Genomic DNA, 13,336 nt, shown 5'->3' with positions numbered 1-13,336 from the left:
GAGTATACTAAAAATAGTGTTAGTGAAGAAAGACAGGTATTCATCGACAGACAGATTCCATACAACTATTTCGCACGTCAGGCGGAACATTTCCCCATTTAGTTAAGACAACAGATGACGAAGAAAAAATCGCAGGAGGATTTTATGGCAGATAATATGAAAGAAAAATATGAGTCTCTTTCTCTGGCAGTATTAAGAGATGTGGCTAAGAGCAGAGGCATCAAAGGAACCTCTACCATGCGGAAAGAGGCTGTGATCCAGGTGATGCTGGCAGAAGACGAGAAGGAAAGAGCTGCAGAGTCAGTGAAAGCGCAGGCTGCAGACAGCGGACGCACCGTGGCTGATATGGAACAGCTGGACAGTGGACAGACCGTGACCGGTATTCTGGAAGTTATGGCAGACGGTTTTGGATTTATCAGAAGTGATCATTATCTTCCGGGAGAGCATGACGTCTACGTATCTCCGGCACAGATCCGTAGATTCGGACTGAAGACCGGTGATATCCTGGTTGGAAATACGAAGATTAAGACGGAAAAAGAAAAATTCAGTGCATTGTTATATCTGAAAAGCGTGAATGATCTGAATCCGGATGTAAATGCAAAACGTCCGAATTTTGAAGATCTGACTCCAATCTTCCCGAATCAGAGGATTCGTCTGGAACGGAAAGGAGGAAGTACGGCAGTCCGTGTGATGGATGAGATCGCACCCATCGGAAAAGGACAGCGTGGTATGATCGTAGCTCCTCCGAAAGCAGGTAAGACAACCCTTCTGAAAGAAGTGGCAAAATCTATTACCACCAACAATCCGGAGATGTATCTGATCATCCTTCTGATCGATGAGCGTCCGGAGGAGGTTACGGATGTAAAAGAGGCGATCGAGGGACAGCATGTGGAGGTTGTCTATTCTACATTCGATGAACTGGCTGAGCGCCACAAGAGAGTGTCAGAGATGGTGATCGAACGTGCAAAGCGTATGGTAGAGTCAGGAAAGGACGTAGTGATCCTTCTGGACAGCATCACCCGACTGGCCCGTGCCTACAACCTGATCGTTCCGCCAAGCGGACGTACCCTGTCCGGTGGTCTTGATCCGGCTGCATTGCATATGCCGAAGCGTTTCTTCGGTGCAGCGAGAAACTTAAGAGAAGGCGGAAGCCTGACCATTCTTGCAACGGCTCTGGTTGATACCGGCAGCAAGATGGATGACGTGGTCTACGAGGAGTTCAAGAGTACCGGTAATATGGAACTGGTGCTTGACCGGAAGCTGTCCGAGAAGAGAATCTTCCCGGCTATCGATATTCCCAAATCCAGTACCCGTCGAGATGACCTTCTGCTGGATCCGGACGAACAGCAGGCTATGGACAATATCCGTAAAGCACTCAATGGAATGAAAGCAGATGATGCCGTAGAGACCATCCTCAACCTGTTCTCACGGACCAAAGACAATAAAGAATTTGCACAAAATGCAAAACAGACAAGATTTTTCTAAGAAATTCTTGCATCAGGCATGTGCCTGTGCTATAATCTAATGGTTAATGTAGGTGATTGCCCACAGGCAATCAGAGAACCGCAGGGACTTGCGGGGTTAGCCCGGGATATCTTACCGTGGAAGTATCGGAGCGGTATTGGCCGGGAATCAGCACCTGTGCTGGAAGTTCACGAATAATAAGAGAGGTGAAAAGAATATGAGAGAAGGAATCCATCCGGAGTACTATCAGGCAACCGTAACCTGCAACTGCGGTAACACATTTGTTACCGGTTCTACCAAACCTGATATCCATGTGGAGATCTGTTCCAAGTGTCATTCATTCTACACTGGACAGCAGAAAGTGGCAGCAGCCCGCGGACGTATTGATAAGTTCAATCGTAAATATGGTATCAGCAAATAAGATTGCTAAAAGTAAGGTTGAGGTTAGAAGTAATCTCAACCTATTTTTAATTAAACCAAAGGATGTGAAATATTGAAACCATCAGGAATAGGCGGTCAGGCAGTGCTGGAAGGCATTATGATGAAAAATAAGAGCCAGTACTCCGTAGCCGTGAGAAGACCGGACGGCGAGATCGAGGTAAAGATTGACGAGTATGTTGGTATTGCAGGAGACAAAGCCTGGGCGAAGCTGCCGTTGATCCGGGGAATGGTGAATTTTATAGATTCTATGATCCTGGGAATGAAGACTCTGTCCTGGTCCGCAAGCTTTTATGAGGATGAGGAAGAAGAGGCAAAGCCGGGAAAATTTGAGAAATTTCTTCTGAAGCTGTTTGGTGAGAAGGCAGAGAAAGTAGTGATGGGAGCGACCGTGGCATTTTCTGTGATCATGGCAGTGCTGATCTTTATGCTGCTTCCCTACTTCCTGTCCGGACTTTTTCGGAAATTTATCGTATCCAATACACTGCTGGCCATTGTGGAAGGCTGTATCCGCATGGGAATCTTCATTCTCTATGTGGCACTGATCTCTTCTATGAAGGATATCCGCAGAACGTATATGTATCATGGTGCAGAGCACAAGTGTATCAATTGCATTGAGCGCGGAAGAGCACTGAGTGTGAGAAATGTGCGGAAAAGCTCCCGTTATCATGCGCGCTGCGGCACCAGCTTTCTGTTCATCGTTATGGTGATCAGTATTATTTTCTTTATCTTCATTCGGGTAGAGTCACCGGTGGCACGAGTGGTCGTCCGTGTGCTGCTGGTTCCGGTCATTGCCGGAGTGGCATATGAGTTCATTCGCCTGGCAGGACGCAGCAACAATATTGTCATGCGGATCTTAAGTCTTCCGGGCAAAGGGATGCAGATGCTGACCACCAAAGAGCCGGATGATGACATGATCGAGGTTGCCATCGCAGCAGTGGAAGCAGTCTTTGACTGGAGAGCATTCCAGGGACTCAAAGAGGAGGAGCCGCTGGAGGAGCTGGAACCGGATGTACCGGAGCTTGAATCCGGGCAGACAGACGTACCGGAACTGGAGGAGCTGGATGAGATCAAGATCGAGGATCTGTAGATGACACTGGGAACCTTATTAAAACAAGGAAGAGAGATTCTTCAGAATGCCGGGATCGCAGAGTGGGATTTGGACGCCTGGTATCTGCTGGAATATGTGACAGGTGTGAGCCGCAGCCAGTATTTTCTGGACCCAGAGCGGGAAGTGCCGCAGGAACAGGAAGTCTTGTACCGTCAGATGATAGACAAGAGAAGCACCCACATTCCGCTGCAGCATCTGACCGGGGAGCAGGAGTTTATGGGCCTTACATTCAAGGTCAACGAACATGTGCTGATTCCCAGACAGGACACCGAGGTGCTGGTGGAAGAGGCACTGAACTATGTGAGGAGCGGCATGGACATTCTGGATGTGTGTACCGGATCGGGATGCATCTTATTGAGCGTTCTGAAGCTGGGAGAGAAAAAGTGCCGTGGAATCCTTCACGGAACCGGTGTGGATCTGTCCAGAGAGGCTTTGCAGGTGGCAGAAGAAAATGCCGGGCGGCTTCAGGTAGAAGCCACATTTCTGCACAGCGATCTCTTCGCAGAAGTGCAGGGGCAGTATGACATGATTCTGTCCAATCCACCATATATTGAAAAAGCAGTGGTGGAGACACTGGAAGAAGAGGTGCGTATCCATGAGCCACGTATGGCACTGGATGGCGGAGAAGACGGCCTTGATTTTTACAGGAAGATCACGGCAGAGAGTGTGCAGTATTTAAGAAAAGGCGGACGGCTGCTCTTCGAGATCGGCTACGATCAGGGAGAAGCAGTCAGCGCCCTTATGAAGGAACATTTTGCAGAGGTGCGCGTGATTCAGGATCTGGCAGGACTTGACCGGGTCGTGAGCGGCGTGTACTGTGGTTAATGATATGGAGGAAAAAAGATGTTTGATAAACTGGAAGATCTGGTAAGACGGTTTGAAGAGATCACCAACGAACTGACCGAACCGTCGGTAGTCAATGACCAGAATCGTTTCCGCAAGCTGATGAAGGAGCAGTCTGACCTGCAGCCGCTGGTGGATGCCTACACAGAATATCGGAAATGTCAGGAAACCGTAGAAGACAGTCTCGCCATGCTGGAGAGCGAGTCTGATGATGAGATGCGTGAGATGCTCAAGGAAGAGATGTCTGACGCGAAGAAGCGGATCATAGAGCTGGAACAGGAGATGAAGATCCTGCTTCTGCCCAAGGATCCTAATGATGAGAAGAACGTTATCGTGGAGATCCGTGCCGGCGCAGGTGGAGATGAGGCAGCTCTGTTCGCAGCTGAGATTTATCGGATGTATGTGCATTATGCAGAGTCCAGACGCTGGAAGACGGAGATCGTGGAGTGCGACGAGATCGGTATCGGCGGTATGAAGAGCGTGACCTTTATGATCAATGGTCAGGGCGCATATTCCATGATGAAATATGAGTCTGGCGTTCATCGTGTGCAGCGTGTGCCGGAGACAGAGTCCGGTGGACGTATCCATACATCAACGATCAGTGTGGCAGTGATGCCGGAGGTAGATGAGGATATTGATATCAAGATCGAGGACAAAGATATCCGTATCGACGTTATGCGTGCATCCGGTAACGGTGGACAGTGTGTCAACACCACAGACTCCGCAGTGCGTCTTACGCATTATCCGACTGGAATCGTGGTATACAGCCAGACCGAGAAATCACAGCTTCAGAATAAAGCAAAGGCATTTGCACTGCTTCGTGCAAAGCTGTATGATATTGAACAGCAGCAGAGACATGATGCGGAGGCAGAGATGCGCCGCAGCCAGATCGGTACCGGAGACCGTTCCGAGAAGATCCGTACCTACAACTTCCCACAGGGACGTGTGACCGATCACCGGATCAACCTGACACTGTATAAGCTTGATAAGATCATGAATGGAGATATCCAGGAGATCATCGATGCCTGTATCGCAGCCGATCAGGCAAAGAAGCTGGCAAATATGAACGATTAAGGTCTTCGCTGTCAGATGACCTTATAAAAAATATATTAAGTAGGATAGTAAGGAGCAAAACATGGGAAAATATTTTGGAACAGACGGCTTTCGTGGAGAAGCAAACGTAAATCTGACCGTTGAGCATGCCTACAAAGTAGGTCGTTTCCTTGGCTGGTACTATGGCAGGGAACACAAAGCACAGGTTGTGATCGGAAAAGATACCAGAAGATCCAGCTATATGTTTGAGTACTCACTGGTAGCAGGTCTGACTGCATCCGGAGCAGATGTATATCTGCTTCATGTAACCACCACACCGAGCGTATCTTACGTGGTAAGGACCGAAGGCTTTGACTGCGGCATCATGATTTCTGCCAGCCACAACCCGTTCTATGATAATGGAATCAAGATCATCAACGGAAACGGCTACAAGCTGGAAGCAGATGTGGAGCAGAAGATCGAGGATTATATTGATGGCAAGACCGAAGAGATCCCATTTGCAACCAGAGAAAATATCGGACGCACGGTGGACTTTTCTGCAGGCCGTAACCGCTACATCGGTTATCTGATCTCTCTGCCGACACGTTCCTTCAAGACCATGCGTGTAGGACTTGACTGTTCCAACGGAAGTGCATCTTCCATTGCCAAGAGTGTATTTGATGCACTGGGGGCTAAGACCTATGTGATCAACAACGAACCGGACGGAACCAACATCAACCGTGACTGCGGATCCACCCATATCGAGGGACTGCAGGCATTTGTAAAAGAAAAAGGACTGGATGTAGGATTCGCTTATGACGGAGACGCAGACCGCTGCCTGGCAGTAGATGAAAATGGAAATGTAATCGATGGAGACCTGATCCTCTATGTGTGTGGTAAATATCTCAAAGAGATCGGACAGCTCAAGGATGATATGATCGTTACCACCGTCATGTCCAATATTGGTCTGTACAAGGCATGCGACAAAGTTGGACTTCATTACCAGCAGACCAAGGTCGGCGATAAATATGTATTTGAAAATATGATGGAGAACGGCTATCGTCTGGGCGGTGAGCAGTCTGGCCATATTATTTTCAGCAAACATGCGACTACAGGTGACGGTATCCTGACTTCCCTAAAGATCATGGAAGTGCTGCTGGAGAAGAAGACGACACTGGGAACACTGGCATCTGAGGTGAAGATCTATCCACAGCTGCTGGAGAACTTACGAGTGACAGACAAGAAAGCAGTGCTGGAGCATCCGGCGGTAAAAGAAGTGATCGAACAGGTGAAAGAAGATCTGGGAAGCGACGGACGTATCCTGGTGCGTGAGAGCGGTACGGAGCCGCTGCTGCGTGTCATGGTAGAGGCAACCACCCAGGAGCTTTGCAAAGAATATGTTGGAAAAGTAATTGAAACTATGAAGAGTATCATGTAGGAATACAGGAGGGGAAACATGAGAAAAACAACACTGGTAGTTATGGCAGCAGGAATTGGCAGTCGTTTCGGCGGCGGTATCAAACAGCTGGAGCCAGTAGGACCGTCCGGTGAGATCATCATGGATTATTCGATTCATGATGCGCTGGAAGCAGGATTTAATAAAGTCGTATTTATCATCCGCAAGGATCTGGAAAAAGATTTCCGCGAGATTATCGGCAATCGTATGGAGAAGCTGGTGGAGACCGCTTATGCATTTCAGGAGATCGATGACCTTCCGGCCGGATTCACAAAACCTGCCGACAGAACCAAGCCGTGGGGTACCGGTCAGGCAATCCTTTCCTGTAAAGATCTGGTGAATGAGCCATTTGCGGTGATCAATGCAGATGACTATTATGGAAAAGAAGCATTTGTGAAAGTGCATGACTATCTGGTGGAAGAACATCCGGCCAGTGATAAACTGGATTTCTGCATGGCAGGCTTCCTTCTGGAAAATACCTTAAGTGAAAATGGCGGCGTGACCAGAGGTATCTGCAGTGTCAATGAGCAGGGTCACCTGACCAAAGTAACAGAGACCAAAAATATCGTAAAGACCGCAGAAGGTGCAGCCGTACAGGCAGAGGATGGAAGTCTCACAGCAGTTCAGGCACATTGTCCGGTATCCATGAACATGTGGGGCTTCACTCCGGAGATCTTCGGCATTCTGGAAAAAGGATTTGCAGAATTTTTAGGTGCACTCAAAGACCAGACCAAGGGTGAGTATCTGATCCCTACCGTTGTGGATCAGCTGATCCAGACCGGTGTGTGCAATGTAACTGTTCTGGAATCCCGCGACAAATGGTTTGGTGTAACCTATAAAGAGGACAAGCCGCTGGTAGTCCGTTCCTTCAGGGAACTGATCGATGCCGGCGTGTATAAAGAAAGGCTGTTTGACTAAATGATGGAGATTTTATTCAGAAGACCCGAACTGGATGACAGGGAGACGATTCTGAAGCATCTGTCTGAACGCAGACTCAGAGGCTGCGAGAGAACATTTGCAAATGTTTATCTGTGGGCACGTTTCTACAATGAGGGCTGGGCGGAGATCGAAGGAACAGCAGTTTTCCGGACAGGCCCTGAAGGTGCCTATTCTTATACGTATCCGATCGGAGCCGGGGACCGTAAAAAGGTTGTAGAGCTTCTGATGCAGGATGCACAGGAAAAAGGATATCCGTTTCAGCTGCATGCTCTCAGTACAGAAGAAATGAATGAATTGGAGAGTTATTTCCCAGGAAAATTCCAGGTGACCTGGCCCAGAGATTATGAAGATTATGTCTATGAGACAGAAAAACTGATCAATTTATCAGGAAAAAAATATCACGGGAAGAAGAACCATATCAACCAGTTCAAGGCAGCATACCCGGACTGGTCATATGAGACCATTACGGATTCCAATGTGGAAGAATGCTTTCAAATGGCTCTGAAATGGCGCGGAGCCAATGGCTGTGAGGAAGACCCGGAGAAGAATCAGGAGATGTGTGTGACGCTGAACTCCCTGCGGCTGTTTAAGGAACTTAATCTGAAGGGCGGACTCCTTCGTGCAGGAGGAAAGGTAGTGGCATTTACCCTGGGCGAGCCTGTGTGTGATGATACATTTGTCGTGCACATCGAAAAGGCATATGCAGATGTGAGAGGTGCTTATCCGCTGATCAACCAGCAGTTTCTGGAGCATGAAGTATCCGGGTACAAATATGTGAACCGTGAGGATGACACAGGAGAAGAAGGTCTGCGGACTGCAAAGCTGTCCTATCATCCGGTATTTATGGTGGAAAAAGGTATTGCGACCTTAAAAGGAGAATAAGATAAGATGAGTACATGGGAAGAGAATGTCCGGAAGGTGACTCCCTACACACCGGGAGAACAGCCCAACCGGCCGCAGATGATCAAACTGAACACCAACGAGAATCCCTATCCTCCCGCCCCAGGCGTGGCTAAGGTACTGCGACATCCAGACGAGGATGCGCTGCGTCGTTATCCTGACCCGGCAGCCTCTGTACTGGTAAATGCACTGGCTGAGAATTATCACGTAAAGCCGGAGCAGGTGTTTGTGGGAGTTGGCTCTGATGATGTGCTGGCTATGGCATTCATGACCTTCTTTAACTCTGAAAAACCGATCCTGTTCCCGGATATCAGTTATTCCTTCTATCCTGTATGGGCAGAAGAATTCCGGATCCCACATACGCGGGTGGCACTGGATGAGAATTTCTGCATCCGCAAGGAAGATTACTATGGGGAGAATGGCGGTATCGTCTTCCCGAACCCCAATGCTCCTACAGCACTGGCTATGGGACTTGACGATGTGGAAGACATCATCCGTCACAACCCGGATGTGGTCGTGATCGTAGATGAAGCATACGTGGACTTTGGTGCGGAGTCTGCCCTGAAGCTGGTGGAAAAATATGAGAATCTGCTGGTGGTACAGACATTTTCCAAATCCCGTTCTCTGGCCGGTATGCGGATCGGCTTTGCCATCGGTTCTCCAAAGCTGATCAAATATTTAAACGACGTAAAATATTCCTTCAATTCCTACACCCTGAACCAGACCTCTCTGGCCTGCGGCGTGGAAGCTGTGAAGGATCAGGCATATTTTAATGAGACTCGCACCCGGATCATGAAGACCCGGGAGCATGCCAAGGAAGTGTTAGGAGAGATGGGATTCTCCTTCCCGGACTCCAAGGCAAATTTCCTGTTCATCACCCATCCGGATTACCCGGCGAAAGAACTGTTCCAGGCGCTGCGCCAGAAGGATATCTATGTCCGTTACTTTGACCAGCCGCGGATCAACAATTATCTCCGCGTGACCATCGGAACCGATGAGCAGATGGAAGCATTTTATGAATTTTTGAGAGACTATATGAGGTAAAAAATAATGGAATCAATTATGTCATGGGTGATCTCTGCGCTGAGCGGCCATGTATCCCGGGAAATGATCGTTTTCATCATTTCCATGGTACCGATCCTGGAACTCAGAGGTGGTCTGCTGGCAGCATCTGTGCTGAACATCAATATTACCAGAGCACTGTGGATCTGCATTATCGGAAATATTATTCCGGTTCCGTTCATCCTGCTGCTGATCACACCGATCTTTAACTGGCTCAAACAGACGAAGACCTTCCGTCCCATGGTTGAGAAGATGGAAGCACGTGCCTTGAGCAAGCGTGAGCAGGTAGAAAAATATGAATTCTGGGGACTGGTATTGTTCGTAGGGATTCCGCTTCCCGGAACCGGTGCATGGACCGGCTCTCTGCTGGCTGCACTGCTCGGCATGAAATTCAAAAAAGCATTTCCGGCGGTGCTGCTGGGAATCGCACTGGCATCAGTGATCATGTCCATCGTGTCCTATGGACTGCTGGGAGCGTTGATCCCCTAAGAACTAGAAACACATACTGGCTGGGAAACCGGCATAAAGCGTAAAACTTGCATATGCGTTCTGCGAAAAGGATGAGGCTGTTATGGGAGAGAATGCAAAAAGATTGTTTTTCGTTTATAATCCTCACTCAGGAAGAGGAAATATCCGTTCAAAATTATTTGACATCGTTCAGGTATTTTCCGAGGCGGGATATGAGATCACCATCTATCCTACCAGGGAGGCGAAGGATGCCACCCGCAAGATCGAGCATCTGTCAGATCAATACGATCTGGTTGTGTGCAGCGGCGGTGATGGAACCATGGATGAAGTGGTAGAAGGCATGATGCACCGGCAGAAAAAGCTGCCGCTTGGCTACATTCCTTCAGGAACTGTCAATGATTTTGCCAGAAGTCTGAAGATTCCGCGGGATATGGTGAAAGCCGCCCGTCTGGCAGTGTCCGGAAAAGATTTCCTGAGTGATGTGGGTACTTTCAACAACAGTCATTTTGTATATATTGCAGCATTTGGCATCTTCACGGATGTGGCATATTCCACGCCGCAGGATATGAAAAACGTTCTCGGCAATATGGCTTATCTTCTGGAGGGAGTCAAGCGCCTTGCTAATATTCCGTCTTATCACCTGAAATTTTCCTCAGAGGAATGCAGCGGGGAAGGCGATTTCATCTTTGGAATGGTGACCAATTCCCGTTCTGTTGGCGGATTCAAAAGCATCATTGGAAAGAATGTGCGGTTTGATGATGGTGTATTTGAAGTGACTTTTGTACGCCTTCCGAAAAATGCGGCAGAACTGCAGGAGATTCTGGCGGCCATCGTACTCAAAGAGATGGATACACACTATATGATCTCATTTCGGACTGCCCGGTTAACCATCGAAGCACAGCAGGAGATCCCCTGGACTCTGGATGGGGAATATGGCGGTGAATCTCAAAATGTCATTATTCAAAATCATCAAAAGGCGTTGCAGATTCGTGCCGGAAATTGAAAAAGGTCACAAAAAAAATAAAACTACTTGCATTTTTATGGGGTATCGTGTATTTTAATAGCATCAGATGCAGCAAAAGCTTCTGACATAAAGATTGAGCGAACAAAGATGTTCCACTTTGAGGGGTGGAGCATCTTTTTTTGTTATAGCGACGAGAAAAATGGACAGTATGCTTACATGAACGGACATTTGACGACAGCTGTTCAGAGCCGGGTTTGCAGAGCAGATCACAACTCTGACGGGAGTAAGGAAGTTGCTATATGTCAAGGAAAGGATGGAGAGAAGTATGAGTGTAAATGTGGCTGAAGTATTTGGTCAGGACGTATTTAACGAAGCTGTTATGAAAGAACGTCTGCCGGAAGTGACCTACAAGCAGATGGTAAAACTGATGAATGAGGGCGGCGAGGTTACGCTGGAGCTGGCCGACATCGTGGCAAAAGCCATGAAAGAATGGGCGATCGAAAAAGGAGCAACTCATTACACACACATTTTCCAGCCGTACATTGTAAGTATCGGAGCTGAGAAACACGACTCCTTCGCAGATATTCCGAAGGGTGGCAAGATCGAGAACTGCTTTTCCGGCAAAGACCTGATGATGGGCGAGCCGGATGCATCTTCCTTCCCGTCCGGCGGACTCCGTGCAACCTGTGCAGCAAGAGGTTATACCGCATGGGATGTAGGATCACCGGCATATGTGAAAGATGGAATTCTCTGTATTCCGACTGCATTCTGCTCTTACACCGGCGAGTCTCTGGATACCAAGACTCCGCTGCTCAAAGCATGTGATGCTGTCAGCAAAGCAGGTGTTCGTTTTGTAAAAATGTTTGGAAATACCGATGCTAAAAGGGTCAGCTCTTATGTTGGACCTGAGCAGGAGTATTTTATTGTAAATCGTGAAAAATATCTGGAGCGTCCGGACCTGATCTATGCTGGACGTACTCTTTTCGGGGCACCGGCACCGAAAGGACAGGAGATGGAGGACCAGTACTTCGGACCGCTGAAGACCAAAATCGCAGATTTCATGGCAGATGTGGATGAGCAGCTCTGGAAACTGGGTATCACTGTTAAGACCCAGCACAACGAGGTAGCTCCTGGACAGCATGAGATCGCACCGATCTTCGCACCGGCTGACGCAGCACTGGACAGCAACTTCCTGGTAATGGATGTACTGAAGAGCACCGCAACCAAGCATGGTCTGGCTTGCCTCCTTCATGAAAAACCATTTGCAGGAGTCAATGGATCCGGTAAACACAACAACTGGTCCCTGGGAACCGACAATGGTGTGAACCTGTTCAAACCGGGCAAAGAACCGAACAAGAATCTTCAGTTCCTGTGTGTACTTGCCTGCCTGATGGAAGCAGTCAACAAGCATGCTCTTCTGCTCCGTGCAGCGGCATCCAACACTGGTAACGATCACAGACTGGGAGCTAATGAGGCACCGCCAGCAATCATTTCCATCTATATGGGCGATCAGCTTGGCGAGATCGTAGATGCCATTGTAGCAGGTGTTCCGTTTGATCAGCTTCCGTGTGCAGAGGTTGGAACTCTGGATCTTGGAGTCAGCACCCTTCCGGTACTGCCAAAAGACCCGACCGACAGAAACCGTACTTCACCGTTTGCCTTCACCGGCAACCGTTTTGAGTTCCGTATGGTAGCATCTTCTGTATCCATCGGTGATGCAAACACGGTTATGAACTCCATGATGGCAGAATCCTTCAACAAAGCATGCGATGCTCTGGAAGGAGCTGAGGACTTTGAAAAAGCTGCAATTGACTACATCTACAAGACCATGAAAGAGAATAAGAACATTGTCTTCAACGGTAATGGTTACTCTGATGAGTGGGTAGAGGAAGCAGCTAAGAGAGGTCTTCCGAACGTGAAGAGTATCGTGGATGCAATCCCGGCATACACAGATGAGAGCAGCATTGAGATGTTCGAAAAACTGGGCGTTATGACGAAGAGAGAGCTGGAAGCCCGCCGCGAGATCAAGCTGGAAGAGTATGCAGGACTGATCAACATCGAGGCTCGTACCATGATCGACATGGCTGCAAAATTGTACATTCCGTCAGTTATCGCTTATGTCAACAGCGTTGCATCTTCCATGAGTACCGTTAAGAACGCATATGCACAGGCTGATACTACCGCACAGCAGACCATTCTTGTAAAAGCAAGCTCCCTGCTGGCAGATACTCAGCAAGCTCTCGATAACCTGAAAGCAGCTACCGATGCAGCCGAGTCCGCAAAAGACTTCCATGAGAAAGTCCTTCCGGCAATGGCAGCTCTTAGAACACCGGTCGATGAACTGGAGACCATCGTAGACAGTGAGTACTGGCCAGTACCGACCTATGGACAGATGATGTTCGAGGTGTAGTGAGCGGCATAGATACTCTAGCTATTTAGGTGAGTCTAGGTGTGAGTGGTGTAGATATCTATCTACTAATGAGAACCTAAGTGCCACGAGTACCTAATATATATGTTAACAAGTTTAACTTCTCCTAATATAGAAACTATTTGCGAAAAAGAGCCCGTATGGGCTCTTTTTCGTGTTTGCGCGCCATGGGCACGCTCTAACGGGTGCAAGTCCCGAACATGCCCAGATAGTGGGAAGTGTATAGCCGAA

Annotated in this window: 12 protein-coding genes; all 12 read left to right on the top strand. The window is 48.4% G+C overall.

Annotated elements, in window-relative coordinates:
- Nucleotides 1-156: 156 nt before the first annotated feature.
- The 12 genes from rho (at nt 157) to WMO62_RS13430 (ending at nt 13,087) form a co-directional block, all read left to right on the top strand.
- Nucleotides 157-1,485, top strand: a complete 1,329-nt coding sequence (gene rho, locus WMO62_RS13485) for a transcription termination factor Rho (protein WP_117497130.1) — start codon at nt 157-159, stop codon at nt 1,483-1,485.
- 196 nt (nt 1,486-1,681) lie between these two features.
- Nucleotides 1,682-1,885 carry a 50S ribosomal protein L31 gene (gene rpmE / locus WMO62_RS13480; RefSeq protein ID WP_147601406.1) on the top strand — a complete coding sequence of 68 codons (204 nt, stop codon included), beginning with the start codon at nt 1,682-1,684 and terminating at the stop codon, nt 1,883-1,885.
- Between the two features lie 72 nt (nt 1,886-1,957).
- Nucleotides 1,958-2,992: a DUF1385 domain-containing protein gene (locus WMO62_RS13475; protein WP_349144977.1), complete on the top strand. Its 1,035-nt coding sequence runs from the start codon at nt 1,958-1,960 to the stop codon at nt 2,990-2,992.
- Nucleotides 2,993-3,838, top strand: a complete 846-nt coding sequence (gene prmC / locus WMO62_RS13470) for a peptide chain release factor N(5)-glutamine methyltransferase (protein WP_349144976.1) — start codon at nt 2,993-2,995, stop codon at nt 3,836-3,838.
- Nucleotides 3,839-3,856: 18 nt separating this feature from the next.
- The gene (gene prfA / locus WMO62_RS13465; RefSeq protein WP_147601409.1) at nt 3,857-4,930 is read left to right on the top strand and encodes a peptide chain release factor 1; all 1,074 of its coding nucleotides are present in this window, start codon (nt 3,857-3,859) and stop codon (nt 4,928-4,930) included.
- Between the two features lie 61 nt (nt 4,931-4,991).
- Nucleotides 4,992-6,326 (top strand): phosphoglucosamine mutase, encoded by a 1,335-nt coding sequence (gene glmM / locus WMO62_RS13460; RefSeq protein ID WP_118440588.1) that lies wholly within the window; start codon nt 4,992-4,994, stop codon nt 6,324-6,326.
- A gap of 18 nt (nt 6,327-6,344) precedes the next feature.
- Nucleotides 6,345-7,262 (top strand): nucleotidyltransferase family protein, encoded by a 918-nt coding sequence (locus WMO62_RS13455; RefSeq protein ID WP_118440590.1) that lies wholly within the window; start codon nt 6,345-6,347, stop codon nt 7,260-7,262.
- Nucleotides 7,263-8,165 carry a DUF2156 domain-containing protein gene (locus WMO62_RS13450; RefSeq protein WP_349144975.1) on the top strand — a complete coding sequence of 301 codons (903 nt, stop codon included), beginning with the start codon at nt 7,263-7,265 and terminating at the stop codon, nt 8,163-8,165.
- Nucleotides 8,166-8,171: 6 nt separating this feature from the next.
- Complete coding sequence (gene hisC / locus WMO62_RS13445) at nt 8,172-9,227, top strand: histidinol-phosphate transaminase (protein WP_349144974.1); 1,056 nt, start codon at nt 8,172-8,174, stop codon at nt 9,225-9,227.
- Nucleotides 9,228-9,230: 3 nt separating this feature from the next.
- On the top strand, nt 9,231-9,734 hold the full coding sequence (locus WMO62_RS13440; RefSeq protein ID WP_349144989.1) for a COG2426 family protein: 504 nt from the start codon (nt 9,231-9,233) through the stop codon (nt 9,732-9,734).
- Between the two features lie 82 nt (nt 9,735-9,816).
- Entirely contained in the window at nt 9,817-10,716 is a 900-nt protein-coding gene (locus WMO62_RS13435; RefSeq protein WP_349144973.1) for a diacylglycerol/lipid kinase family protein, read from the top strand.
- Between the two features lie 274 nt (nt 10,717-10,990).
- Nucleotides 10,991-13,087, top strand: coding sequence for a glutamine synthetase III family protein (locus WMO62_RS13430; protein WP_118510686.1), 2,097 nt, complete (start codon nt 10,991-10,993; stop codon nt 13,085-13,087).
- Nucleotides 13,088-13,336 lie beyond the last annotated feature (249 nt).

The sequence above is a fragment of the Hominiventricola aquisgranensis genome (assembly GCF_040096225.1).
Classification (GTDB): domain Bacteria; phylum Bacillota; class Clostridia; order Lachnospirales; family Lachnospiraceae; genus Hominiventricola; species Hominiventricola aquisgranensis.
The sequence above is the reverse complement of the archived record's forward strand: the minus strand, read 5'-3'. Positions and strand labels throughout refer to the sequence as shown.

What these genes read in the sequence shown, in the direction of transcription:
- WMO62_RS13430 (WP_118510686.1), top strand. Translation starts at nt 10,991, where the DNA reads ATGGAGAGAAGTATGAGTGTAAATGTGGCTGAAGTATTTGGTCAGGAC.
- WMO62_RS13450 (WP_349144975.1), top strand. Translation starts at nt 7,263, where the DNA reads ATGATGGAGATTTTATTCAGAAGACCCGAACTGGATGACAGGGAGACG.
- hisC (WP_349144974.1), top strand. Translation starts at nt 8,172, where the DNA reads ATGAGTACATGGGAAGAGAATGTCCGGAAGGTGACTCCCTACACACCG.
- prfA (WP_147601409.1), top strand. Translation starts at nt 3,857, where the DNA reads ATGTTTGATAAACTGGAAGATCTGGTAAGACGGTTTGAAGAGATCACC.
- prmC (WP_349144976.1), top strand. Translation starts at nt 2,993, where the DNA reads ATGACACTGGGAACCTTATTAAAACAAGGAAGAGAGATTCTTCAGAAT.
- WMO62_RS13435 (WP_349144973.1), top strand. Translation starts at nt 9,817, where the DNA reads ATGGGAGAGAATGCAAAAAGATTGTTTTTCGTTTATAATCCTCACTCA.
- rpmE (WP_147601406.1), top strand. Translation starts at nt 1,682, where the DNA reads ATGAGAGAAGGAATCCATCCGGAGTACTATCAGGCAACCGTAACCTGC.
- glmM (WP_118440588.1), top strand. Translation starts at nt 4,992, where the DNA reads ATGGGAAAATATTTTGGAACAGACGGCTTTCGTGGAGAAGCAAACGTA.
- WMO62_RS13455 (WP_118440590.1), top strand. Translation starts at nt 6,345, where the DNA reads ATGAGAAAAACAACACTGGTAGTTATGGCAGCAGGAATTGGCAGTCGT.
- rho (WP_117497130.1), top strand. Translation starts at nt 157, where the DNA reads ATGAAAGAAAAATATGAGTCTCTTTCTCTGGCAGTATTAAGAGATGTG.